Below are 22,719 nucleotides of genomic sequence, written 5' to 3' on the forward strand. Positions count from 1 at the left end.
CCGGCGTCGTGGCTGCCGAGGGGAGCGATGGAGGGGAGCGGTGGCACCGGCGCATCGAGAAGAGGGGAGGGCGTGAGGGCCACACGACGACCCTCACGCCCCGTCGACGGCTGGTGCGACAGGTGAGCCGTCGACGGCCCCTTCGGATAGAGTTCGGAGCGATGAGCACATCGGAGTGGTTTCCCACAGGAGAACAGGTCGACCTCGTCCGGGACGGAGTCTCGGCGGTCGTGACGGAGGTCGGGGCGACGATCCGGCGCCTCGTGGTCTCGGGCGTCGACGTCGTCGAGGGCTTCGAGGCGGACGAGATCCCGAAGAGTTCGCAAGGCGCGATCCTCGTGCCGTGGCCGAACCGGGTCCGCGACGGGAAGTGGCAGCACGAGGGGCAGACGCTGCAGCTCGACATCAGCGAGCCGAAGTTCGGCAACGCCTCCCACGGGCTGTTGCGGAACACGGGCTACGCCGTCGAGCGGCTCGCGGCGGACCGTGTCGTCCTCCGCGCGCCCGTCCATCCCACGCGCGGCTACCCGTTCAGCCTCGCGACCGAGGTGGAATACGCGCTCACCGACGACGGTCTCGCCGTCACGCACCGCATCACGAACCGCGGCCGCGATGCCGCGCCCGTCGGCATCGGCGCCCACCCCTACTTCCGGATCGGCGACGTCCCGACCACGGAGCTGACGCTCCGGACCACGGCCGCGACGATCATCACGGTCGACGAGCGCTCGAACCCCACCGGAACGGCACCGGTTCCCCCCGAGAAGGACCTGCGTCCGGGACCGCGGGTCGGGGACATTACCCTCGACGACGCCTTCACGGATCTCGAGCCGGTGGGCGGTCGCGTCGAGCACGTCATCACCGCCCCCGACCGAAGCACCGTCACCGTGTGGGCCGACGAGTCCTTCGCCTGGGTCCAGGCCTTCACCTCCACGACACTGCGGCCCGGCCGGATCGCGCTCGCGGTCGAGCCGATGACGATGCCGGCGAACGCCTTCAACTCGGGCGACGGCCTCACCTGGCTGAGCCCCGGCGACACCCTCACGTGTCAGTGGGGGATCAGCGTGCACATCGAGGAGCAGCAGGGATGAACGGGACCGACGAGCGGGCGGCGCCACGGGGACTGCGCTGGGGCATCCTCGGAACGGGCGGGATCAGTACGACCTTCGTCGAGGACGTGACGGCGGGCGGATTCGACGTCGTGGCCGTGGGGTCGCGGTCGATGGAGTCGGCCGAGCGGTTCGCGCGCGAGCACGGGATCTCTCGCGCGCACGGCAGCTCGGCGGAGCTCGCCGCCGATCCTGACGTCGACGCCGTCTACATCGGCACGCCGCACCCGTTCCACGCGCGGAACGCCGTCGAGATGCTCGAGGCGGGCAAGCACGTGCTCGTCGAGAAGCCGTTCACGATCAACGAGGCGGAGGCGCGGCTGATCGCCGACACGGCGACCCGTGTCGGCAAGGTCGCCCTCGAGGCGATGTGGACGCGCTTCCTGCCCCACATGGTGCGGGTGCGCGAGATCCTCGCCTCCGGCGCCCTCGGGGAGCTCCGGTCCGTGACGGTCGACCACTGCCAGGACCTGCCCGACGACCCGGCCCACCGTCTCAACGACCTCGCGCTCGGCGGCGGAGCGCTCCTCGACCTCGGCATCTACCCGATCTCGTTCACGTGGGACGTGCTCGGCGCCCCGACGGACATCGCCGCCCAGGCGATCTTCAAGGACACCGGGGCCGACGCGCAGACCGCGACGCTCTTCCGCTACGCCTCGGGTGCGGTCGCGACGACGGTCTGCGCGAGCGACGCGGTCGGCCCGAATCGCGCGAGCGTCGTCGGGACCGAAGGTTGGCTCGACTTCGACAGTGTCTGGTATTCGCCGACGACGGTGCGCCACCACGCGTCGGACGGGTCCCTGATCGAGGAGATCGACGGTCGCGTCGACGGGCGCGGCATGCGGTTCCAGGCGGCGGAGCTCGAGCGGCTCGCGGCGTCCGGCGCGATTTCCGGCGAGATCCTCCCGCTCGAGGAATCGGTCGCCATCATGGGTACCCTCGACACCGTGCGTTCACTCACGGGGTTGCGGTATCCGAGCGAGGACCCTTCCACGGACTGACGGGTGAGAGGACGGGTTCACACCGGGCTCGGGTCCGGGCGACCGTAGACTCGTCAAGTGACGACCGACGCCAGCACCCGGCTCTCGCGGGCGGAACGTCGAGCGGTGCGGAGAGCCGCGCCCCGACACGGTCGTCGGGCCCCGATACTCGGCAGCGGAGGCCCGGTCCGCTCGGCCGTCGCGACGATCTGCGTCGCCCTGGCGGCGGCCGTCGTGGCCGTCTCGGCCGGTGCCGGAGCGACGGCCGTGGCGTCGGCCGTCGCGGCTCCGGCACTCGTTCCCACGGTGCCGACTCCCACGGAGGACCCGCGGATCGTCGCGGACGAACCGGTGCCGGCGACCATCCCCCGCACGTGCTCCGTCGCGGCGGTGGCGGCGGATCCTCGCCTCGCGACGTTGCAGGCGCAGGTGCGCAACGCGGACACCGGCGAGATCCTCTTCGATCGGGACGGTTCGGTGCCGAATCGGACGGCGAGTACCCTCAAGGTCGTCACGTCGGCCGCCGCGCTCGCCGTCTTCGGAGAGGACCACCGCTTCGAGACCCGCGTCGTCGCCGGAGCGGAACCCGGGACGATCGTGCTCGTCGGCGGGGGTGACGTGACGCTCAGCCGATTGCCGAGCGGCCAGTCGTCGGTCTACCGCGACACCGCGCACCTCGACGACCTCGCGGCGAAGACCCTCGAGGGATGGGCGGCAGCCGGTCACACCGAGCCCGTCTCGCGCATCGTGCTCGACGCGTCCCTCTTCGGGGACGACGCCTGGCGCTCCGACTGGAACCCGAATGCACCGCTCGAGGGGTACCACACACGCGTCACCGCCCTCCAGGTCGACGGGGATCGCGAGGATCCCACGCGTACAGGGTCGGTGCGGGGCACGGATCCGATCGGTCGCACGGGTGCCGCGTTCGCCCGGTACTTCGAGGGCGCGACCGTCGAGACCGGGACCGCGGCACCGGCCGCCGAGGAGCTCGCGAGCGTGTCCTCTCCGACGGTCGGTTCGCTCGTCGGCGACACCCTCCTCCACAGCGACAACATGGTCGCCGAGATGCTCGCGCGGCTCGTCTCGATCGAGCTCGGGAGCGGCGCGACCTTCGCGGCCCTCCAGGACGCGATCCCGACGGCGCTCGCCGGATACGGGATCCCGACGGACGCTCTCGTGATCGCGGACGGCTCAGGTCTCAGTACCGCCAACGCCGTACCGCCGGCCTTCCTGACGCGCCTGCTCGGCCTCGTCGAGGACGGGATCGGCGAGCTCGAAGCCGTCGAGGCCGGGCTGCCGGTCGCCGGGCGGTCCGGCACGCTCGAGGAGGACGGTCGCTTCACCGGTGACAGCGCGGCGGCGGCGGGTCACATCCGCGCCAAGACGGGGTACATCCGCTCGGCGTACGCCTTGTCCGGCATCATCGACGCCGCGGACGGCTCGACCCTCGTCTTCACGATCTTCGCCATCGGAACCGTCGGGCAGACCCTGCCGAGCAGCACGATGGAGGGTATCGACGCGCTCGCGACGGCGTTCTACCGCTGCGGCGACACGCTCTCGAACCGCTGAACGCGGTCGTCGCGCCCGGTAGAGTCCGAAACGTGGCCACTCCCGAATTCATCATCGCCCTCCGCGAGAAGATCGGTACGGCGCCGCTCTGGCTCTCCGGAGTCACGGCCGTCGTACTGCGCGCCGAGGAGGTCCTCCTCGTGAAGCGCGCCGACACCGGCGAGTGGACACCGGTCACGGGGATCATCGACCCGGGCGAGGAACCGGCGATCGCCGCGCTCCGCGAGGTCGAGGAGGAAGCGGACGTCACCGCGGTCGTCGAGCGGCTCGCGTGGGTCCGCGTCACGGACCCCGTGGTGTACCCGAACGGCGACCGCTCGCAGTACCTCGATCTCGTGTTCCGCTTGCGTTGGACGGCGGGCGACCCGGCTCCGGCCGACGGGGAGAACACCGAGGCCCGTTGGTTCCCGCTCGACGCGCTGCCCCCGATGTCCGAAGACATGCTGACGCGTGTCGCGGTGGCGGTGGAGGACCGTCAGGACACGCGCTTCCAGGCGCCTGGTCGCTGACGTACGCAAGCCCTCCACCGACTCCCGGTCAGGCGTCCTACAATCGGCTCAGCACCACACCGAAGGAGGACGAGCCATGGCGCGAGCGCTGCTCATCGTCGATGTTCAGAACGACTTCACGGAGGGTGGGGCCCTCGGAGTCAGGGGTGGTGCAGCGGTCGCCGACGGCGTCACCCGGTATCTGCGCGCGCACCCCCACTTCTACGACCTCGTCATGGCGTCACGCGACTGGCACGACCCGGACGGCTCGAACGGCGGGCACTTCGCCGACGGCCTGCCGGACTACGTCGACACCTGGCCGAGGCACTGCGTCGCCGGCTCGCCGGGAGCGGAGTATCACCCGGCGCTCGACACGTCGCTCATCGACGTGCACGTGCGGAAGGGGCAGGGCGTTCCGGCGTATTCGCTTTTCGAGGGCACGACCGACGAGGGGACGAGTTCGGGGGAGGCGCTGGCCGATCGAGGCGTCACCGAGGTCGACGTCGTCGGTATCGCGACGGACCACTGCGTCCGCGCGTCAGCCCTCGACGCGATCGCGCACGGTCTGCATGTGCGCGTCATCACGGACCTCATCGCCGGTGTCGCCGTCGATCCGAGCGCCGCGGCGCTCGCCGAGATGGCACGACAGGGCGGCGAGCTCGTCCCGAGCGCCTCGATAGCCGTCGCCTAGGGCCGGAGGACAGGACGGCGTCACCGTGGCCGGTCCTCGGCACCGGGCCTGGGTCGCCCGGCGCGGGGGAAGGGCCCAGGAGTCGCGCCTCTCCCCGGGCCCCGATTCGTTCGGAGCACCGTCGGGCGCTGGATGGCCTCAGGATTCGTGACGGGAGAGGAACTCGTACACCTCGGTGTCGTCGACGCCGGGGAACGAGCCGCGTGGCAGCGGTGCGAAGGTGTGGGTGTGCACACGCGCGCTCGGCCACGCCTTGCCGGCCCAACGGGCCGCGAGCTCGTCTGACGGGCGGCGGCAGCAGGATTCGTCGGGGCAGCGCGACTCCGCGCGTTCGGTGGTCTCCCGTCCGCGGAACCACCTGGCGTCGTCGAACGGCACCCCGACGCTGATCGAGAACTCGCCGTCGTCGGTGGAGCCGGTCTGGGTCGCACACCAGTACGTCCCGGCCGGGGTGTCGGTGTACTGGTACAGCTCGGTCGTGCGGTTGGTGCGGTCGAACGCGTTCCGCGCGCTCCACTTCCGGCACACGAACTGGCCCTCGATCGCGCCCGTGACGTCGGTCGGGAGAGGGAGCCCGTCGTTCTCGTAGCCGCGGAGGAGCGAGCCGTCGCCCGTGACACGCAGGAAGTGCATGCGTATGTCGAGCTTCGACGTCGCGAGATTCGTGAAGCGGTGGGCCGCGGCCTCGTGCGTCACCCCGAACGCGTCGCGGAAGTCCTCGATCGCCAGGTCCTTCTCGCGTTTCGCTTGGGTGAGGAAGGAGACCGCCGCGGTCTGGGGCATGAGGCAGCAGGCTGCGTAGTAGTTGATCTCGAGGCGCTGGTGCAGGAACTCCGCGTAGCTCTCGGGCCGCTCGTGTCCGAGAACGCGGTGGGCCATGGCCTGGAGAGCCATCGACCGGAGGCCGTGGCCGCCCGGGATCGACGCCGGCGGCAGATAGATGCGCTTGTTCTCCATGTCGATGACCGAGCGGGTGGAATTCGGGAGGTCGGCGACGTAGATGAGGGTGAACCCCAGTTGCTCGGCCATGATCCCGACGGTGCGGTGGGTGAGCGCGCCGGAGGTGTGGCCGGCGGCGCGGACCCGCTCCTCCGCGAGGCTCTCGATCTCCGGCAGGTAGTTGTCGTGCTCCCGCATCCGCTCCCGCAGCTCCGTGTTCGCACGCCGGGCCTCCTCCGGCGTCGCGATCGCCTCGCTCGCCCGGCGCTGGAGCTCGCGGTGCAGGCCGACGACGGCTTCGAGCGTCTCGTCGGTCGTACCCTTCGTCACCCGCACACGCGGGAGGCCGAGCGTCGCGTAGAGCGCGCCACGCTGGGCGCGTTCGAGTTCGATCTCGAGCGCGGCGCGGCGCGTGGGAGCCTCGCCGGACAGCAGCTCGGCGAGGTCGAGCCCGAGCTCGCTCGCGATCGCGTGCAGCGTCGAGAGTCTCGGCTCCCGCTTGCCGTTCTCGATGAGCGAGAGCTGACTCCCGGCGACACCGACTCGGTCGCCGAGAGCGTCGAGCGTGAGGCCGGCGGCGGTCCGGAAGTGCCGGATGCGGTGGCCGAGGGTGTCCAGTTCGGATTTCGTCGTCACGCTTTGACTGTAGCGAAAGAATCGGTGTTCTTTCGAGAATATTCGGGGGTCGGATGCTGGTTCATCAAGTCAGGATGGCATCATCACCGCTTCTTGACAGCCCGATGAAGGGACGCCAGCATGAGCATCGCACACGTGAGTGAGACCCAGCACCGGACCGCGGACGCGGAGCCGTCGCGGACCGTGGACGAGCGTCGCGGCATCGCGGCCCTCGAAGCGTGGGTCGCTCGGATCGCCGCACTCACCCGGCCCGACCGCGTCGTCTGGTGCGACGGGACGCGAGCCGAGTCCGACCGTCTCACGAAGCAGCTCGTCGCCGAGGGCAAGCTCATCCGCCTCAACCCCGAGTGGCGGCCGAACAGCTTCCTCGCGCGGAGCGATCCGGACGACGTCGCTCGCGTCGAGTCGCGCACGTTCATCTGCACGACGCGTCAGGAGGACGCCGGCCCCACGAACAACTGGGTTGCCCCGGACGCCATGCGAGCCGAGCTCGACGGCGTCTTCGCCGGCAGCATGCGGGGTCGCACGATGTACGTCGTCCCGTTCTCGATGGGGCCGCTCGGCGGTCGATTGTCGCAGCTCGGCGTACAGGTGACGGACTCCGCCTACGCCGTGTTGTCGATGGGGGTCATGACGCGTATGGGGTCGCGGGTCCTCGATCTCATCGAGGCGGGAGAGCCGTGGGTCGCGACCGTGCACTCGGTCGGTGCGCCGCTCGCGCCGGGCGAGCGGGACGTCGCGTGGCCGTGCAATCCCACGAAGTACATCGTGCAGTTCCCCGAGACACGGGAGGTGTGGTCGTACGGTTCCGGTTACGGCGGCAACGCGCTCCTCGCGAAGAAGTGCTTCGCGCTCCGGATCGCCTCCGCGATGGGGCGTGAGGAGGGCTGGCTCGCCGAGCACATGCTGCTCATCAAGCTCACCGATCCCCGTGGCCGGTCGTACCACATCGCCGCGGCCTTCCCCTCGGCGTGCGGCAAGACCAACCTCGCGATGCTCCGGCCGAGCGTGCCCGGGTGGAGGGTGGAGACGCTCGGCGACGACATCGCCTGGCTCCGCCCGGGGGAGGACGGGCGTCTGTGGGGCATCAATCCGGAGGCGGGATTCTTCGGCGTCGCCCCCGGCACGGGGGAGTCGACGAACGCCACGGCCGTCGAGACCCTCTGGGGCAACACGATCTTCACGAACGTCGCCCTGCGCGACGACGGCGACGTGTGGTGGGAGGGCCTGACGGACACTCCGCCGGCTCACCTCGTCGATTGGCGGGGTGAGGACTGGACGCCGTCGAGCGGCCGACCGGCCGCTCACCCGAACTCGCGGTTCACGGTGGCCGCGGCGCAGTGCCCGCAGATGGCGGACGACTGGGAGGCGCCGGACGGCGTGCCGATCGACGCGATCCTCTTCGGCGGGCGCCGGGCGACCAATGTGCCTCTCGTCGTGGAGGCGACGGACTGGCGGCACGGCGTCTACATCGGAGCGACGATCTCCTCCGAGAAGACGGCGGCGTCCGAGGGTACCGTCGGCGAGCTCCGGCGGGATCCCTTCGCGATGCTCCCCTTCTGCGGGTACAACATGGCGGACCATTGGGCCCACTGGTTGGCGATCGGCGACGCGCTCCGTTTCGATCGAGCCCCGCGCATGTTCCAGGTGAACTGGTTCCGGAAGGGCGCCGACGGCGAGTTCCTCTGGCCCGGATTCGGAGAGAACGCGCGCGTGCTCGAGTGGATCGCCGGCCGCGTCGCCGGCGAGGCGGGGGCCGTGGAATCGATCATCGGCAGGTTGCCCGTCGTCGACGAGTTCGACGTCGACGGACTCGACCTCCCGGACGACGCCCTCGAGCAGCTGTTCGCGGTCGACGTGGAGTCGTGGCGTCAGGAGGCCGACCTCACGGAGGAGTTCTTCTCGGGCTTCGGCTCGCGACTTCCTGCCGCTCTCGCGACGGAGCTCGCGGCCCTGCGCTACCGTCTCGCCGCAGCCGGCTCCTGATCGGTCGGGGTGGGGGTGGCGGACCCGGTGATGCCGCAGGACGACCTTGGCGGGACCGTTCTGCGGCATCACCCGGCCCTCCCTCCCCCCCCCACCCCTCTCCCCACCCTGAACACTTCCTATGTGCTCGAAAATACGTGCACATAGGAAGTGTTCAGGGGGGTTAGACGAGGAGTTGGTGCTTGGCGAGCTCGCGATAGAGCGGAGTGGACTCGACGAGCTCCGAGTGCGTGCCCGCTCCGACGACGCGGCCGTCCTCGAGCACCACGATGCGGTCGCTGTCGACGACCGTCGAGAGCCGATGGGCGATGACGATGAGCGTGCGCCCCTCCGCGACGGCATCGATCGCGAGTCGCATCTTCTGCTCGTTGACGCCGTCGAGGCTGGACGTCGACTCGTCGAGCAGCAGGATCGGGGGAGCCGCGACGAGGGCGCGGGCGATCGCCAGTCGCTGTCGCTCACCGCCCGAGAGCATGATCCCGTCCTCGCCGACGGGCGCGTCGAGGCCGGCGGGATCCCGGTCGAGGACGTCGCCCAGGTTGACGGCGTGCAGCACATCGATGCACTGCTCGTCGGTCGCCGTCGGGTTGCCGAGCAGGAGGTTCTCGCGGATCGTGCCCGCGAGCACGGGAGCGTCCTGCTCGACATAGCCGATCCGCGCACGCAGTTCCTCCCGTGGAAGCGAGCGGACGTCGACGCCGTCGATGCGGACCACTCCGGACGCGGGGTCGTAGAACCGCTCGATGAGTCCGAGGACGGTCGACTTGCCCGCGCCGCTCGGCCCGACGAGGGCGGTGCGGGTTCCGGGAGCTGCGCGGAAGCTGACCCCACGGAGAACGGGGTCACCCGGGGCGCGACGGCTCCGGCCCGCCTCGTCGTCGGCGGTGTCGGTTGCGGCAGCCGTGTAGGCCGTGTCGACGGCCGCCACGCTCCGGTCGCCCGTCGGAGTCGGTGCGGCCGTCCCCTCCCGCTTCTCGGTGTCGACGGCCGGTCGTGCGTAGGCGAAGACGACGTCCTCGAACTCGATCGCGGCCTGCGCCGACGCCGGGGTCTTCGGGGCCGCCGCCGATCGCGCGATGTCGGCGTCGTAAGCGTCCTCGGCGGGGAGTCCGATGATCTCCTGGATCCGGCCGAGCGCACCGAGAGCCTGGTTCGTCGCGGTGATCGCGCCGAAGGCCTGGCCGAGCGGCATGATCATCATGAACAGGAAGAGGATGAACGCGACGAGGTTCGCGATGGTGATGGCGTCCGACGCGACGCGGAACCCGCCGACGCCGAGCACGACGAGGAACGATGCCTGCATCGCGATGCCCGCTACGGGGACGACGAGGGCGGAGATCTTCGCGACCTGCACCCCCATCCGCCAGGCGCCCGTCGCGTTCTCGTCGATCGCCCGCACCTCGCGCTCCGTGGCCCCGGCCGCGCGGATCGTCCGCACGGCGCTGATGGCGCGCTCGACCGAGGCGGCGAGATCCCCCACCTTCTTCTGCGCGCGCGCGCTCGCGACGCGGATACGGGCAGCGAGGAGCGTGACCGTCACGACGGATACGGCGATCACGAGGACCGTGAGTCCGAGGAGCACGGGGTCGATGATGAACATCGCGATGAGCGCCCCGACGAAGGTCACCGCTCCCCCCACGGCTTCGACGAGGCCCTGGGTCAGGACCGCGCGGAGCAGTGTTGTGTCGCTGCCGACGCGGGAGACGAGATCGCCGGTGCGCCGCGCGTCGAACTCGGACACGGGCAGGTGCAGCATGCTCCGCACGAGGCGTCGGCGCGACGAGAGCACGACGCCTTCACCAGTGCGCTGGAGGAGGTAGTGCTGGTAGCCGCTGATGAGCCCGCTCACGACGACGAGCGCGATGAGCCCCCACACGAGCGTGCCGAGCGGGTCTCCCGCCTCGACGATCGAGATGACCTGGCTCACGAGCAGCGGCTGGGCGAGCGACGCGGCCGCGCCGAGGATGCTCAGCCCGATGATGAACCAGAGGACCCGGCTGTGCTCGAAGAGGTAGGGGAGGAGTTCGCCGAATCGGGCGCGGGGGCCCTCGTCGATCGTAGGAGTGCCCCGGCCGAGCCGACTGCGTCCCGTCCGTCTCGGTCGGTCCTCCGTCGTCGTCGCGGCGGCGGAGGGGGTGGAGCCGGTCATGCGTGTCGTCCTGTCGGGAGTGCCACAAGGGCGGGGGATCGGGTGGAGAGTGCCGGGGTCACGATCGACCGTACTTCTTGTGCACGGCCTGGCGGCTCACGCCGAGACACATCGCGACGAGTTGCCAGCTTGCTCCGGTGTTGCGGGCCCGCCGGATGGCGACGGCCTCGACGCGGTCGAGCTCGCGGCGGAGCGCGGCGATCGCACGCAGCGACTTGAGCGGATCGTTCGATCCCGCGTCGGCCGCGAGGGTGTGGATGGTCGTCGAATCCATGGCCACTCCTCCCGTCGCGCGTCAACTGGAGTTGACACATCGACAGTACGTCCCGCTCGACGGCATGTCAACTCACGTTGACGCTCCATCGCCTGGTGCTCCGACGAAGCCGGGCGCGCGATGAATCGTGCGGCCGCCCGCGATCGTGGCGACCACGCGCAGATCGGGGTCGAGGAGGACCAGGTCGGCGTCCGCGTCCACGCGGATCCTACCCTTTTGCGATGCGCCGATCGATGCGGCCGGGGTCGTGGAGAGCGAGCGCAATGCGTCCGGCAGGGGGACACGGGCGCGTGAGACGAGGAAGCGGAGCGCGTCGTCGAGCGGCGTGACGCTCCCTGCGAGCATGCCCTCGTGCGTGCGCGACGCCCCCTCGGAGATCACGACGTCGGTGCCCTCCCATCGGCGGTGGGGTCCGTCCGGGAGGCCCGTCCCGTCGGACCCGTCGCTCACGACGACGATCCTGTCGGGGCCGACCTCGCGATAGAGGGCGGCGACGACCTCGGGCGGGACGTGGTGTCCGTCGGCGATGATCTCCACGCGGACACCCGGGTCGGCGAGGAGGGCGGAGACGAGCGAGTCCCCTCGACGTTCGGGCATGGCGTTGAAGAGGTGGGTCGCTCGCGAGGCGCCGGCAGCGATGGCGGCGCGTGCGGTGGCGCCATCGGCGTCGCTGTGGCCGATCGACACGCTCACGCCGGCCGAGCGGAGTGTCCGCACCGCCTCGAGCGCGTGTGGGGCCTCCGGCGCGAGGGTGACGATCAAGAGGGCGTCCCCGAGTGCTGCCACGAGACGCCCGATCTCGGCGAGGTCGGGGTCTCGCACGGCGTCTGCCCGATGGGCCCCTCGGCTGCGCGGGCTGAGGAACGGGCCTTCGAGGTGGACGCCGAGGACGTCGAGCCCGTGGGCCCGCCGGCCGAGGAAGCTGGGGAACCGGCCGACCGACTCTTCGAAGGCCGGCCGAGGGAGGCTCGCGGTCGCCGCGGTGACGGACGTCACACCGTGCCGCACGAGGAACGCGCCGATCGCGTCCGCTGCGTCGGGGGAGCCCTCCATGAAGTTGCGACCGAGGGCGCCGTGCACGTGCGTGTCGACGAAGCCGGGCACGACGAGGAGACCGTCGGCGTCCGTGTCCACCGCGTCGAGACCGGATCGCGCCGGTTGCTCGATGCCCGCGATCCGTCCGCCGTCGATGACGACGTCCCGCTCCCTGATTCGCCCGTCCGGAAGCAGGACGCGCCCCCGGGAGATGCGGTGTCCCACGTTCATGCGATGGCGCCCTCAGCCGCATCGGCGGGCGACCAGATCGCAGGACGCGACAGGATGCGCCGGTAGGCGCCGCCGAGGAGGATCGACGAGGCGTGGTCGCGCGCGAGGAACGCCGCGCCCTGCACGGTCGCGGCGGTCCCCTTGCGGGAGGTGCGCACCTCCGTCCGGGGGATGCGCGAGCGGAACTCCTCGACGACGAGCGCCACGAACTCGGGATTGCGCGAGAGGCCGCCGCCGATCACCAGGACCGACGGGTCGAGCACGGTCGCGACCGCCGTGGCGACCCGCGCGATCGCGGTCGCGTGCCGACGCATGACACTCGAAGCGACCGGGTCCCCCGTGGCCGCGAGGGCGAAGACCTGTTCGCTCGACGCCGGCGGCTCTCCTTCAGGCCACTCTGATCGCACGGTGGCGAGCAGTCCCCGAGAGCCGTAGGCGTGCTCGATCGCATTGCGAGGAGAATCCACGGCGGCGTCCCAGGCGAGGGGGATCTGCGCGAGCTCGCCGCTGGCTCCGCTGCTTCCGCGGATGAGCGCGCCGTCGGCGAAGAAGCCGAGACCGATCCCGACTCCGATCTGGAGGTAGCCGCCATCGTCGACGCCCCGCAGGTCCCCGTCCTCGTGCTCGGCGACCGCGGCGCAGTTCACGTTGTTCTCGACCACCACCGGCACGGTGGAGGGGAGCCCCGACGCCCGCACGAGGGCCGAGACCATCACCGCCGTCGTACCGTCGTCGGAGGGGCTGAAGCTCTTCGGAACGACCTGGTTCACGCCCACGCCGACGGAGACGGGGTGACCCCGTCTCCGCTCGGCGGCCAGCACGGAGGCGACGAGCGCCCCGGCCGCCAGAGCGGCGGACAGCGGGTCGCCCGTCTCGACCGCCCGGTCGAGCCGAGCCAGCACGGTCCCGTCGAGGTGCTGCGCGAGCACGCTCACCTGCGTCGAGCCGATGTCGACGCCGACGACCCATCCGGCCGTGTCGTCGAGCCCGTAGACGAGCGTCGCGCGACCACGCGGACCCTGCTCCCGGCGCAACTCGCGAACGAATCCCCGCGCCTCGAGATCGCCGAGCACGGTCGTCACCGTGGGGAGGCTGACACCGAGCACGGCGGCGATCGACTTCCGCGTCGCCTCGCCGTTCTCCAGCAGGATCGCGAGGACGCCGGCGGCGATCCCGTTCTTTGCCGCAGGCGGTTGGGTTGCTGGCATGGTCGTCCCTCCTCGTTCGGTTCCGGGCCTCCACCGATCATCGTGCATCGCACCATGCCGCACACGGACTTCGGGAAAAAGCTTGACTTAATTATTAAAGTCGGCAAGTTTAATAAAAGCTTGCCACAGACACCAGACGAGGAGCGAATCGCACGTGACGGAGAGCACCCCATACGACCCGCCGAGGGAATGGATTCCGGCTGCGGCATCGTTCGCCGCCCAGCCCGAGGCACTCCGCTCGATGATCCGCTCGGTGCCCGAGCAGCTCGCGAACCTCCCCGCACGACCCGATCGCCTCCTGATCGCCGCGATCGGGGCCAGCCACGCGGCGGCGGCCTCACCCCTCCACGTGCTCCGGGCCGACGGGATCGATGTGACGCGGCACCTCCCGGGCGAACTCGCCGCAGGCACCGGGACGGCCGACCTGTTGCTGGCCATCTCGCAGAGCGGACGCAGCGCCGAGGTCGTGGACCTCGCCGCGCGGTCGACGGCACCGTCTCTCGTTGCCCTCACCAATTACGCCCGCTCGCCGCTCGCCGCTCATGCATCACTCGACGTCACCCTCGGCGACCACTCCGACAGTTCCGTCTCGTTCCTCTCGTTCACGGGCACGATCATGGCCCTGGCGATGATGGCGGACCGGTGGGCCGGGCGCTCGGACGAGGCACGATGGGCCGCCGTCGTCGACGCGGCCGAGGAGTCGGCCGCCGTCGCGGAGCCGGTGCTGGCCGGGATGATCGACGAGATCGTCTCCCGGCGATCCGTCGACTTCGTCGCGCCCTCCGCCGCGCTGTCCGCCGCCGAGGAGGCCGCCCTGATGCTGAGGGAGGGGCCGAGGATCCCGGCGACCGCCATGGAGACGCGGCTCTACCTGCACGGGCCGATGGACGTGGCGGGCGACACCGCGCACGTCGTCGTCGGCGGTGCGCGAGAGGCGATCCTCGTCGATCAGCTCGGCGAGCGGTCGAGCACCCTGCTGTTCGTCACCGGCCGCAGCGGCCCGCGCCCCACGACCGATCACGCGCGGGTCATCGAACTCCCCGTCGACCTCTCCGACGGCCCCGGCTTCTCGATCGTGGCATCTGTCGTCACCCAGCGCCTCGCACTGCTGGCCTCCGACGCCCTCGGCATCGACATCGACGAGCCCGCGTTCACGAGACTCGACACCAAGACCGCCCTTCCGGACGCACGATGAGTGGCGGGGTCATCGCGGGACTCGACGTGGGAGGGACGAAGGCGCACCTGCTCGCCGTCGGTGCGCACGACGGCGACACCGTGGTGGACCGCGTCGTCTCGAACCGGGGATGGACGGGACTGGGGGACCTCGAGCGCCGCGACGTCCTCGCTCGCATGGCCCTCGAGCACTTCGCCGGCCTCGAGGTGACCGCGATGGTCGCCGGTGTGCACGGGAGCGACAGCCCCGAGCAGCAGCGCATCCTGACCTCCGGTCTGGCGGGCGGCTTCCTCGTCGCGGAGGTCGTCAACGACTCGGAGCTCATCCTCCCCGCCGGCGGTCGTTCGACGGGCACCGGTGTCGTCGCGGGAACCGGGTCGTCGGCGACCTCGCGGACGGCGGACGGGTCGAGCTTCACGGTCGGAGGGTGGGGATGGGCGCTCGGTGATGACGGCGGCGCCGTCGCCATCGTCCGCGACGCCGCGCGCTCCGTCCTCGAGGCGGCCGACGCGCTCGACACCGACCTGCTCGTGCCCGCTCTGCTGAACGCCCTCGACGTGGGCCACCCCCATGACCTCGGTCACCTGCTCGCCTCCACGGAACCGACCGACTGGGCCGTCACGGCGAGGGCCGTCTTCGAGGCCGCCGAGCAGGGGTCGCCGAGAGCGGTCGCCGTCATCGAGGCCAACGCCGCTGCGCTCGCGGACCTCCTTGGCGTCATCCGGCGTCGGGGCGGTGACATCTCGATCGTCGTCGCGGGAGGGGGCGTCATGACGGGACAACCGTCGTTCTACGCGGCCTTCCGTCGAGCCGTCGAGGAGCGGCACGGGGACGACGCGCAGGTCGCCCTGCTCTCCGCCCCACCCGTCGTCGGCGCCGTGGCTCTGGCCCGTGACCTCGTCGACACCCCCACCCGTCCGGATATCGGGAGGACCCCATGACCATCCGCCGCGCGAACGCCCCGGTCACCTGGGGGGTGTGGGGTCCGCACAGTCTGCCCGCCGGCCGGGAGCCGGCCGACGTCCTGCGCGCCGTCGCCGACGCCGGCTACGACGGCATCGAGCTCGGAGCCCTCGGGTTCTTCGGGCACGACGAGGAGGTGGCCGACACTCTCGGCTCCGTCGGTCTCGTGAGCGCGGGAGCCTACGTTCCGCTCCGCGTCTTCGAGGGGGAGGAGGCGCTCGCAGCGGACCTCGCCGCGCTGCAGGACGTGGCGCGCGTGCTCGTCCTCTCAGGAGCGACCGGTCCGCTCATCCTCGCCGAGGAGACAGTCCCCTCCATCAAGAGGCACGTCGCGCGTGGCGGCCGGCACCCGGAGCTCGACCTCGACGACGACCAGTGGAGGGAACTCGTCCGGATCGTCCGACACGCCGTCGCCCTCACCGAGGACGCCGGGCTGACGGCCAGTTACCACCCCCACACGGGCACCCATGTCGAGCAGCCCGGCGAGGTGGATCGGCTCCTCGAGTCGACGGACGTCGGCCTCACCCTCGACACGGGCCACGCGCTCGCCGGAGGCGACGATCCCGTCAATCTGGCGCGACGCTGGGCCGGTCGACTCAACCACGTGCACATCAAGGACATCGTCGTGGCGCCCGTGCACCGCGCCAGCCGCGACGGCACCGAGTTCGGCATCGCGGACGTCTCCGTGCCGCTCGGTGAGGGCGACGCGGACCTCGTGCCGTTCCTCGACACGCTCCGCACGCAGCACTACGCGGGCTGGATCGTCGTGGAGCAGGACCGACGCCCGGACGGCGGTCACGACCACGCGGCCGTCGACCGCGAACAGGCCAGGAACCTGGCCTGGCTCGATGATCACATCCCCTATCCACCCGACCACCGTGGTCACACAGAGGAGAACTCATGAATCGCACCAAGAGCAGGCCGCTCGCTGCGGCCATCGGCATCACGACGGCGATACTGCTCGCCGGGTGCGCGCCCGGGTCCGGGCAGCGCACCGACACCGCGGAGGTCGAGGAGATCACCGAGCCGGTGACGGTCGAACAGGTCGCCGACCTGGGCGACGTGACACTGCGGGTCTGGGCCGATGCGGGCGAGGAGAGCATGCTCGACGCCCTCGTCCAGCAGTACGAGGAGACCTACGACAACGTCACCGTCGATGTGACCATCAAGGGATGGGACGACCTGATGGGCACGGTCGTCAACGCGATGAACGGCGACAACGCACCCGACGTCACGAACGGCAACCAGGGCTTCGCCATCATGGGGACGATGGTGAAGGGCGGGATGCTCCGCCCCATCGATGATGTCATCTCGGCCTACGGCATCGACGAGGGGCTGCCGGAGAGCGGTTTCGACTCCATGCGCTGGAACGCCGACGGCACGCAGTGGGGGAGCGGGAGCATCTACGGCATGGGTGGAGCGACGCAGCCGCTCGGGCTCTTCTACAACCGCGCGAAGCTCGACGCGCTCGGGCTCGAGGTGCCGGACTCCATCGGCGAGCTCGAGGAGGCGCTCGCCGCGGCGAAGGCCGGCGGCGAGACGCCCATCCAACTCGGCAACTCCGACCAGTACCCGCTCGGCTCCCACGTACTCGGGATCCTCATCAACATGTACGCGGCTCCGGCGAAGGTGAACGAGTGGATCGCGGGCGGATCGGACGCGTCCTTCGACAGCCCCGGCATCCGGGCGGCCCTCGATAAGCTCGCCGAATGGGGTGAGAAGGGCTACTTCGCCCCCGGGTACGACGGTCGTTCGCTCGATGACGCCGTCGGTGCCTACGGCGAGGGGGACGGAGTGTTCTTCCTCGGCGGGTCGTTCAACGGCTCGAAGCTCGCCGCCGTGGATCCCGACGCGTTCGGCTACACCCTGCTGCGCGCGGAGAGCGGGGAGTACGTCACGACCGGCACCTTCGGGACCCCGTGGCACATCAGCTCGAAAAGCTCGATCCAGCCGGCGGCGATCGCGTTCCTCAGCATGATGCTCAGTGAGGACTTCGCCCAGACATACGCCGACAACAGCCGGCTCCCCGTCGCCGACCTCGACGGCGTCACCGCGACCGGCTCGATGCACCAGTCCCAGCTCGACGCCGCCCAGGCCCTCTTCGCCGATGGCGCGTTCGTCGGCTACCTCGACTGGGCCACCCCGACGATGCAGCGCACCCTCGGCGCCGGGGCGCAGGAGCTGCTCGGCGGACAGATGAGCGTCGACGAGTTCATCGAGAGCGTGCAGTCCGACTGGTCCGACTACCAGACCGAGCGCACGGGCTGATGACGACGGCTCCCGCCGTCCTCACGGTCGCCGACCGGGGCGCGCGTCGCGCGCGCTCCGGTCGGCCGGGACGCGCCCGCTCGCGCCACTACCTCTACCTGGTGCCCGGCTTCGCGCTGTACGCGGCGTTCACGCTCGCGCCGCTCGTGCAGACCATCCAGTACTCCTTCTACGACTGGGACGGCATCACGGAGGCGACGTGGGCCGGCGTCGACAACTACGTCGCCGTCATCACCGACCCCGTGAGCCGCTCCACGTTCGGGCACTCGATCGTCTTCATCTTCTTCTACACGGTGCTCCCGACGATCATCGGGCTCCTCATCGTCGCCGTCATGAGCAGGGTCCGCATCCGGTTCCTCACCGTCTTCCGCACGGTCCTGTTCCTGCCGCAGATCCTCGCCACCGTGGTCATCGCCGTCGCCTGGCGCTGGATCTTCGCGCAGGACGGGCCGATCAACGCGATCCTCGATCTGCTGAGTCTCGGAGCCCTGTCCCGGGCGTGGCTCGGCGACTTCGCGACGGCGCTGCCGGCCGTCGGGCTGATCGGCACGTGGATCATGTACGGGCTCTGCATGGTGCTCTTCGTCGGCGGCGTGCAGAAGATCCCCGTCGAGCTCTACGAGGCGGCCCGCATCGATGGCGCCGGTCCCGTCCGGGAGTTCTTCAGCGTGACCCTCCCCGGTCTGCGCGGTGAGATCTCGATCGCACTGGTCCTGACGGTCACGAACGCGCTCCGAAACTTCGACATCGTCTGGAACACCACGTCGGGGGGCCCGGGCACCTCGACGCTCGTGCCGAGCTACCTCATCTACGAGGGGGCCTTCGTGACCCGCGAGGTCGGCTTCGCCGCGGCGGCGAGCGTGGTCCTCACGCTCCTCATCCTCGTGATCACCGGTGCGATCACCCGACTGCTGCGATCGGGGGCCGATCGATGAAGGCCTCGCTCAAGGAGAGCATCGCCGGACACGCCTTCCTCATTGCCGGCGCGGTCATCGCCCTCTACCCGTTCCTGTCGATCATGGCGCAGGCACTCAGCCCGGCGCCGGGGAGCACGGCGAGCGGGCCGACGCTCGAGAACTTCGAGTCGGCGTGGACGCGCGGCGGTTTCAGCCTGTCGCTCTTCTCGAGCGCCTTCGTGGCGCTCGCGGTCGTCGCGGTCACGGGTTTCGTGGCCGCTCTCGCCGGCTACGCCCTGTCGGTGCTGAAGGTGCGGTGGCGCGGTCTCATCATGGCCGTTCTGCTCATCGGGCTCGTCCTCCCCTCGGAGGCGCGCATCATCCCGCTCTATGACATGATGTCGAGCCTCGGTCTCCTGAACACGTACTGGGCGCTCATCCTGCCGCAGATCGCGAGTTCGTTCTCGCTCGCCACCTTCTGGATGGCGAACTACTTCGGCGCGCTGCCCTCGAGCCTCGCCGAGGCCTCGTCGCTCGACGGCGCGAACAGCTGGCAGACCCTGCGGCACGTGTATGCGCCGCTCGGCATGTCGGCCCTCGCGACCCTCAGCTGTCTCGTGTTCCTCTATACCTGGAACGAGTTCATGCTCGCCCTCGTCCTCATGCCGGACGACGCGAGCGTACAGACCGCGCCGCTCTCCCTGTCGTTCTTCGCGGGGAACGAGCGCAACACGGAGCCGGAGGTCATCGCGGCCGCGGCCGTGCTGGTGGCCCTCCCCGTCGTCATCGCCTATGCCTTCCTGCAGCGGCGATTCATGTCCGGACTTCTGGAAGGAGCCGTGAAGGAATGAGCATGGACACCACGTCCGGACGGAGGACGCGTCTCGGCATCGTCGGACTCGGGTTGATCACGCAGAGCGTGCACCTGCCGAACCTGCGGGCGATGGCGGACCGCTTCGAGATCGTGAGGGTGTGCGACCTCTCGGCGAGCGTCGCCGAGAGGATCGCCGCTGACCTCGGCGCCGCGCACGGGACGGCGGCTCAGGAGGTCATCGACGATCCCGCCGTCGACGCCGTGCTCCTCGGCACCCCCGGGGCGCACTCCGGGCTCGCTCGCCGGGCACTCGAGGCGGGGAAGCACGTCTTCGCCGAGAAGCCGTACGCCTACGATCCCGCGGTCGCCGAGCGGGATGCGGTGTTCGCCGCGTCGGCCGGGCTCGTCCTGCAGGTCGGCTACATGAAGATGTACGAGCCCGCGATGGCGGAGGCGCGACGGCGTCTGCCCGAAATCGGCGCGGTCCGGCTCGTGCGGATGACCGTCCTGCATCCCTCGGACGAGCACCAGACGACGGGCATCCCGGTGCTGCGCGGCTCCGACGTCTCGGACGACGTGATCGAGGCGGCCGTGGCGGCGAACCGACGGGAGGTCGCCGATGCGCTCGCCGCCGATCCTCTGGTCGATCCCGTGCTGTTCCGCAACGTCCTGCACGGATCGGTGTGCCATCAGGCCGCCGTGCTGCGGGCGCTGCTCCCGAATGACGAGGCATCGGTGTCCTGGGCCGACGCGGACACGGCGTCGGCGGGGGAGCGCACCGGGCCGCCTCGGCTCCAGGTCGCCGGGCGGCTCTCGGGCGGGGCGCAGTGGTCGCTGTCCTGGAACTGGCTGGCGGACCACCCCGAGTACAGCGAGTGGGTGGAGGTCTTCGGGGACGCCGGCTCGATGCGGATCGATCTCCCCGGCCCGTACGGCGACCGGACGAGCGCGACGCTGACGGTGACGAGCGCCGCGGTGACGGAGGAGACGTCATCAAACGGCGGCTTCTGGGACCCGGGCGAGCCCGGCGCCTTCGTGCGCGAGCTGGCCGCGTTCTCCGACGCGATCCGCGGGGGAGCCCCAGTGCTGTCGACCGCGGAGGGTGCGGCGGCCGACGCCGGTCTCCTCCGGGAGATCGCCCGCCGGCTCGTGTGACTCGAGGTCCGGGCTTGCGTCCGCCGCCCGGAGACGAAAAGGGTGGCGGGTCCCTGGACGAGACCCGCCACCCTTTCACCGTCACGGCGACGTCAGGCGTTGATGTCGATGTCCTTCGTCTCCTTCGAGAGGAGGAGTGCGATGAGCGTCAGCACACCCATCACCGAGAGGTAGACGCCGACCCAGAACGGACTGCCGTCGGCGGAGGACCAGAGCCACAGCGCCACGATCGGAGCGAGGGCCGCGCCGAGGATCGAGCTCACGTTGTAGCTGATCGCCGAACCGGTGTACCGCACGTTCGTCGGGAACAGTTCGGGCAGCAGCGCGCCCATCGGGCCGAACGTCGAGCCCATGAGCGCGAAGCCCAGCACGAGGAACAGGATCACGGCCGGCGTGCCGCCGCCGAGCATCGGGACGAAGAGGAATCCGAACACGATGATGAGCGACGTGACGACGATGAGCGTCTTGCGGCGACCGAAGCGGTCTGCGAGCGGTCCGGACACGAGCGTGAAGATCCCGAAGAACACGACACCGAAGATGAGCATGAGCACGAAGTCGGTGTACGAGTAGCCGAGTCCCGGATAGAAGGCCGCGCGGAACGCCTCCTCGTTGAACGGGTTGCCGGCCTTCTCAGCAGCGGCCTGCGCCGCAGCCGCGTCGACATCACTCGCCTTCGTTCCGTAGGTGAGCGTGAAGTTCGTCATGAGGTAGAAGAGCACGTAGGTCGCGAGCATGATGAACGTGCCGAGGATGAGTTCGCGCCAATTCGACCGGAGCACGGTGCCGAGCGGCAGCTTCCGCACCGCACCGCGGTCGACGGTCTTCTGGAACGCGGCCGACTCGACGAGTCGGAGGCGGACCCACAGGCCGATGACGACCATGACGGCGGAGAAGAGGAACGGGATGCGCCAGCCCCAGTCGTCGAACGCCGGCGAGGGGGTCCCGGGTGCAGCGGAGTTCGGGAGAACCGCGTTGATGATGAGGAAGATGCCGTTCGCGATGATGAAGCCGAGCGGGGCACCGAGCTGGGGGAACGTGCCGTACCAGGCGCGCTTGCCGGCGGGGGCGTTCTCGGTCGCGACGAGGGCTGCGCCGCTCCACTCGCCGCCGAGCGCGAAGCCCTGGGCGAGGCGGAGGATCAGCAGCAGGAGCGCGGCGAACCAGCCGATGTTCTCGTACGTCGGCAGCACACCGATGAGGAAGGTCGCGATGCCCATCGTGAGCAGGGAGGCGACGAGGGTGGCCTTCCGCCCGAACTTGTCGCCGAAGTGACCGAAGACGACGGCGCCGACGGGTCGCGCGATCATGGCGGCCCCGAAGGTCGCGAACGACGCGAGGAGCGACGTCGTCTCGTCGGCGGCCGGGAAGAAGAGCCGCGGGAACACGAGCACGGCGGCCGTCGCGTAGACGTAGAAGTCGTAGAACTCGATCGTCGTGCCGACGAGGCTCGCGAGGATGACACGCGAGCGGGGATTGGCGGGAGTGGTACCGGAGGGTACGGAAGCGGTGCGAGACATGAAGCCTGACGTCCTGAGAGTGAGCGAAGTGAGATGACCGCGGTCCGCGGGCACGCCGTTCGTGCCCGTACCGACGGTGGAGAGTGGGGAGGTCCGCTCGTGACGGACCCCGTAACCCTACGCCCGCTGTGAATCCGATGCCAATCCGCGCCGCACGGCGGCGAGCGCGCTAGGAGCGCAGCGACCGGAGCGCGACGGCGGTCGCGACCGCGGCCTCGGCGGCCTCGCGGCCCTTGTCCTCCTTGGAACCGGGGAGGCCGGACCGATCGATGCCCTGCTGCTCGTCGTCGAGGGTCAGCACGCCGAACCCCACGGGCTTGCCGGTGTCGAGTGCGACCCGCGTGAGACCGTCGGTCGCGGCCGCCGAGACGTACTCGAAGTGCGGGGTCCCGCCGCGGATGATGACGCCGAGCGCCACGACGGCGTCGGCCCCCGCTTCGAGAGCCGCCTTCGAGACCACCGGCAGCTCGAAGCTTCCAGGCACCCGCACGAGCCGGTACGAAGCGCCGGATTCCTCGAGCGCGGCCGACGCGCCCGCGATGAGCGCCTCGCTGATGGTCTCGTGCCAGCTGCCGGCGACGATGACGACGTCGAGGCCGCTGCCGTCGACGGAGATGTCGGGTGATCCTGCACCGCTCAT

Annotated in this window: 20 protein-coding genes; 13 read left to right on the forward strand and 7 right to left on the reverse strand. The window is 70.4% G+C overall.

Annotated elements, in window-relative coordinates; all coding sequences use genetic code 11:
- Nucleotides 1-161 precede the first annotated feature (161 nt).
- The 5 genes from ELQ92_RS04415 to ELQ92_RS04435 all read left to right on the forward strand — a co-directional run bounded on the left by ELQ92_RS04415 (nt 162) and on the right by ELQ92_RS04435 (nt 4,834).
- On the forward strand, nt 162-1,088 hold the full coding sequence (locus ELQ92_RS04415) for an aldose 1-epimerase family protein (protein WP_128497730.1): 927 nt from the start codon (nt 162-164) through the stop codon (nt 1,086-1,088).
- Nucleotides 1,085-2,107, forward strand: a complete 1,023-nt coding sequence (locus ELQ92_RS04420) for a Gfo/Idh/MocA family protein (protein ID WP_128497731.1) — start codon at nt 1,085-1,087, stop codon at nt 2,105-2,107. The genes ELQ92_RS04415 and ELQ92_RS04420 overlap by 4 nt, the downstream gene beginning before the upstream one ends.
- Nucleotides 2,108-2,164: 57 nt before the next feature.
- A complete protein-coding gene (locus ELQ92_RS04425) occupies nt 2,165-3,655 on the forward strand; it encodes a D-alanyl-D-alanine carboxypeptidase/D-alanyl-D-alanine-endopeptidase (protein WP_128497732.1) in 1,491 nt (496 codons plus the stop codon).
- A gap of 32 nt (nt 3,656-3,687) precedes the next feature.
- A complete protein-coding gene (locus ELQ92_RS04430) occupies nt 3,688-4,164 on the forward strand; it encodes an NUDIX hydrolase (protein WP_128497733.1) in 477 nt (158 codons plus the stop codon).
- Between the two features lie 76 nt (nt 4,165-4,240).
- Nucleotides 4,241-4,834, forward strand: a complete 594-nt coding sequence (locus tag ELQ92_RS04435) for an isochorismatase family protein (protein WP_128497734.1) — start codon at nt 4,241-4,243, stop codon at nt 4,832-4,834.
- Nucleotides 4,835-4,972: 138 nt separating this feature from the next.
- Here the strand turns inward: ELQ92_RS04435 and ELQ92_RS04440 are convergent, their stop codons facing one another.
- Nucleotides 4,973-6,409: an XRE family transcriptional regulator gene (locus ELQ92_RS04440; protein WP_208004220.1), complete on the reverse strand. Its 1,437-nt coding sequence runs from the start codon at nt 6,407-6,409 to the stop codon at nt 4,973-4,975.
- Nucleotides 6,410-6,529: 120 nt separating this feature from the next.
- On the opposite strand from ELQ92_RS04440, the gene ELQ92_RS04445 reads away from it, so the two are divergent.
- Nucleotides 6,530-8,395, forward strand: coding sequence for a phosphoenolpyruvate carboxykinase (GTP) (locus ELQ92_RS04445; protein WP_128497735.1), 1,866 nt, complete (start codon nt 6,530-6,532; stop codon nt 8,393-8,395).
- Between the two features lie 163 nt (nt 8,396-8,558).
- On the opposite strand, the gene ELQ92_RS04450 is transcribed toward ELQ92_RS04445, so the two are convergent.
- From ELQ92_RS04450 to ELQ92_RS04465, 4 genes are all read right to left on the reverse strand, one after another.
- Nucleotides 8,559-10,544 (reverse strand): ABC transporter ATP-binding protein, encoded by a 1,986-nt coding sequence (locus ELQ92_RS04450; protein WP_128497736.1) that lies wholly within the window; start codon nt 10,542-10,544, stop codon nt 8,559-8,561.
- A gap of 58 nt (nt 10,545-10,602) precedes the next feature.
- Nucleotides 10,603-10,818 carry a hypothetical protein gene (locus ELQ92_RS04455; RefSeq protein WP_243694860.1) on the reverse strand — a complete coding sequence of 72 codons (216 nt, stop codon included), beginning with the start codon at nt 10,816-10,818 and terminating at the stop codon, nt 10,603-10,605.
- Nucleotides 10,819-10,890: 72 nt separating this feature from the next.
- The gene (locus ELQ92_RS04460) at nt 10,891-12,084 is read right to left on the reverse strand and encodes an N-acetylglucosamine-6-phosphate deacetylase (protein ID WP_128497737.1); all 1,194 of its coding nucleotides are present in this window, start codon (nt 12,082-12,084) and stop codon (nt 10,891-10,893) included.
- Nucleotides 12,081-13,292, reverse strand: a complete 1,212-nt coding sequence (locus ELQ92_RS04465) for an ROK family transcriptional regulator (RefSeq protein WP_166426703.1) — start codon at nt 13,290-13,292, stop codon at nt 12,081-12,083. The genes ELQ92_RS04460 and ELQ92_RS04465 overlap by 4 nt, the downstream gene beginning before the upstream one ends.
- 154 nt (nt 13,293-13,446) lie before the next feature.
- Between ELQ92_RS04465 and ELQ92_RS04470 the strand changes: the two genes are divergently transcribed.
- The 7 genes from ELQ92_RS04470 to ELQ92_RS04500 are packed head-to-tail and all read left to right on the forward strand — an operon-like array spanning nt 13,447 to nt 20,562.
- Nucleotides 13,447-14,487, forward strand: a complete 1,041-nt coding sequence (locus tag ELQ92_RS04470; protein ID WP_128497739.1) for an SIS domain-containing protein — start codon at nt 13,447-13,449, stop codon at nt 14,485-14,487.
- Nucleotides 14,484-15,407: a BadF/BadG/BcrA/BcrD ATPase family protein gene (locus ELQ92_RS16225; RefSeq protein ID WP_166426704.1), complete on the forward strand. Its 924-nt coding sequence runs from the start codon at nt 14,484-14,486 to the stop codon at nt 15,405-15,407. Before ELQ92_RS04470 ends, ELQ92_RS16225 begins: the two co-directional genes overlap by 4 nt.
- Nucleotides 15,404-16,333, forward strand: a complete 930-nt coding sequence (locus tag ELQ92_RS04480) for a sugar phosphate isomerase/epimerase family protein (protein WP_128497741.1) — start codon at nt 15,404-15,406, stop codon at nt 16,331-16,333. Before ELQ92_RS16225 ends, ELQ92_RS04480 begins: the two co-directional genes overlap by 4 nt.
- Complete coding sequence (locus ELQ92_RS04485) at nt 16,330-17,697, forward strand: ABC transporter substrate-binding protein (RefSeq protein ID WP_128497742.1); 1,368 nt, start codon at nt 16,330-16,332, stop codon at nt 17,695-17,697. The genes ELQ92_RS04480 and ELQ92_RS04485 overlap by 4 nt, the downstream gene beginning before the upstream one ends.
- Nucleotides 17,697-18,632, forward strand: coding sequence for a carbohydrate ABC transporter permease (locus ELQ92_RS04490; protein ID WP_128497743.1), 936 nt, complete (start codon nt 17,697-17,699; stop codon nt 18,630-18,632). Before ELQ92_RS04485 ends, ELQ92_RS04490 begins: the two co-directional genes overlap by 1 nt.
- Nucleotides 18,629-19,444, forward strand: a complete 816-nt coding sequence (locus ELQ92_RS04495; protein ID WP_128497744.1) for a carbohydrate ABC transporter permease — start codon at nt 18,629-18,631, stop codon at nt 19,442-19,444. Before ELQ92_RS04490 ends, ELQ92_RS04495 begins: the two co-directional genes overlap by 4 nt.
- 2 nt (nt 19,445-19,446) lie before the next feature.
- Entirely contained in the window at nt 19,447-20,562 is a 1,116-nt protein-coding gene (locus ELQ92_RS04500) for a Gfo/Idh/MocA family protein (RefSeq protein ID WP_166426705.1), read from the forward strand.
- Nucleotides 20,563-20,654: 92 nt separating this feature from the next.
- Here the strand turns inward: ELQ92_RS04500 and ELQ92_RS04505 are convergent, their stop codons facing one another.
- Together ELQ92_RS04505 and ribH are read right to left on the reverse strand one after the other, a co-directional pair.
- Nucleotides 20,655-22,079 carry an MFS transporter gene (locus tag ELQ92_RS04505; protein ID WP_128497746.1) on the reverse strand — a complete coding sequence of 475 codons (1,425 nt, stop codon included), beginning with the start codon at nt 22,077-22,079 and terminating at the stop codon, nt 20,655-20,657.
- Nucleotides 22,080-22,248: 169 nt separating this feature from the next.
- A complete protein-coding gene (gene ribH / locus ELQ92_RS04510; protein ID WP_128497747.1) occupies nt 22,249-22,719 on the reverse strand; it encodes a 6,7-dimethyl-8-ribityllumazine synthase in 471 nt (156 codons plus the stop codon).

The organism is Labedella populi (genome assembly GCF_004078655.1).
In the GTDB taxonomy this organism is placed as follows: domain Bacteria; phylum Actinomycetota; class Actinomycetes; order Actinomycetales; family Microbacteriaceae; genus Labedella; species Labedella populi.

Bases quoted from the DNA above. Each gene is read 5' to 3' on its own strand.
- ELQ92_RS04455 (WP_243694860.1), bottom strand. From the start codon at position 10,818: ATGGATTCGACGACCATCCACACCCTCGCGGCCGACGCGGGATCGAAC.
- ELQ92_RS04460 (WP_128497737.1), bottom strand. From the start codon at position 12,084: ATGAACGTGGGACACCGCATCTCCCGGGGGCGCGTCCTGCTTCCGGAC.
- ELQ92_RS04465 (WP_166426703.1), bottom strand. From the start codon at position 13,292: ATGCCAGCAACCCAACCGCCTGCGGCAAAGAACGGGATCGCCGCCGGC.
- ELQ92_RS04490 (WP_128497743.1), top strand. From the start codon at position 17,697: ATGACGACGGCTCCCGCCGTCCTCACGGTCGCCGACCGGGGCGCGCGT.
- ELQ92_RS04480 (WP_128497741.1), top strand. From the start codon at position 15,404: ATGACCATCCGCCGCGCGAACGCCCCGGTCACCTGGGGGGTGTGGGGT.
- ELQ92_RS04505 (WP_128497746.1), bottom strand. From the start codon at position 22,079: ATGTCTCGCACCGCTTCCGTACCCTCCGGTACCACTCCCGCCAATCCC.
- ELQ92_RS04485 (WP_128497742.1), top strand. From the start codon at position 16,330: ATGAATCGCACCAAGAGCAGGCCGCTCGCTGCGGCCATCGGCATCACG.
- ELQ92_RS04435 (WP_128497734.1), top strand. From the start codon at position 4,241: ATGGCGCGAGCGCTGCTCATCGTCGATGTTCAGAACGACTTCACGGAG.
- ELQ92_RS16225 (WP_166426704.1), top strand. From the start codon at position 14,484: ATGAGTGGCGGGGTCATCGCGGGACTCGACGTGGGAGGGACGAAGGCG.
- ELQ92_RS04450 (WP_128497736.1), bottom strand. From the start codon at position 10,544: ATGACCGGCTCCACCCCCTCCGCCGCCGCGACGACGACGGAGGACCGA.
- ELQ92_RS04500 (WP_166426705.1), top strand. From the start codon at position 19,447: ATGGACACCACGTCCGGACGGAGGACGCGTCTCGGCATCGTCGGACTC.
- ribH (WP_128497747.1), bottom strand. From the start codon at position 22,719: ATGAGCGGTGCAGGATCACCCGACATCTCCGTCGACGGCAGCGGCCTC.
- ELQ92_RS04420 (WP_128497731.1), top strand. From the start codon at position 1,085: ATGAACGGGACCGACGAGCGGGCGGCGCCACGGGGACTGCGCTGGGGC.
- ELQ92_RS04415 (WP_128497730.1), top strand. From the start codon at position 162: ATGAGCACATCGGAGTGGTTTCCCACAGGAGAACAGGTCGACCTCGTC.
- ELQ92_RS04495 (WP_128497744.1), top strand. From the start codon at position 18,629: ATGAAGGCCTCGCTCAAGGAGAGCATCGCCGGACACGCCTTCCTCATT.
- ELQ92_RS04445 (WP_128497735.1), top strand. From the start codon at position 6,530: ATGAGCATCGCACACGTGAGTGAGACCCAGCACCGGACCGCGGACGCG.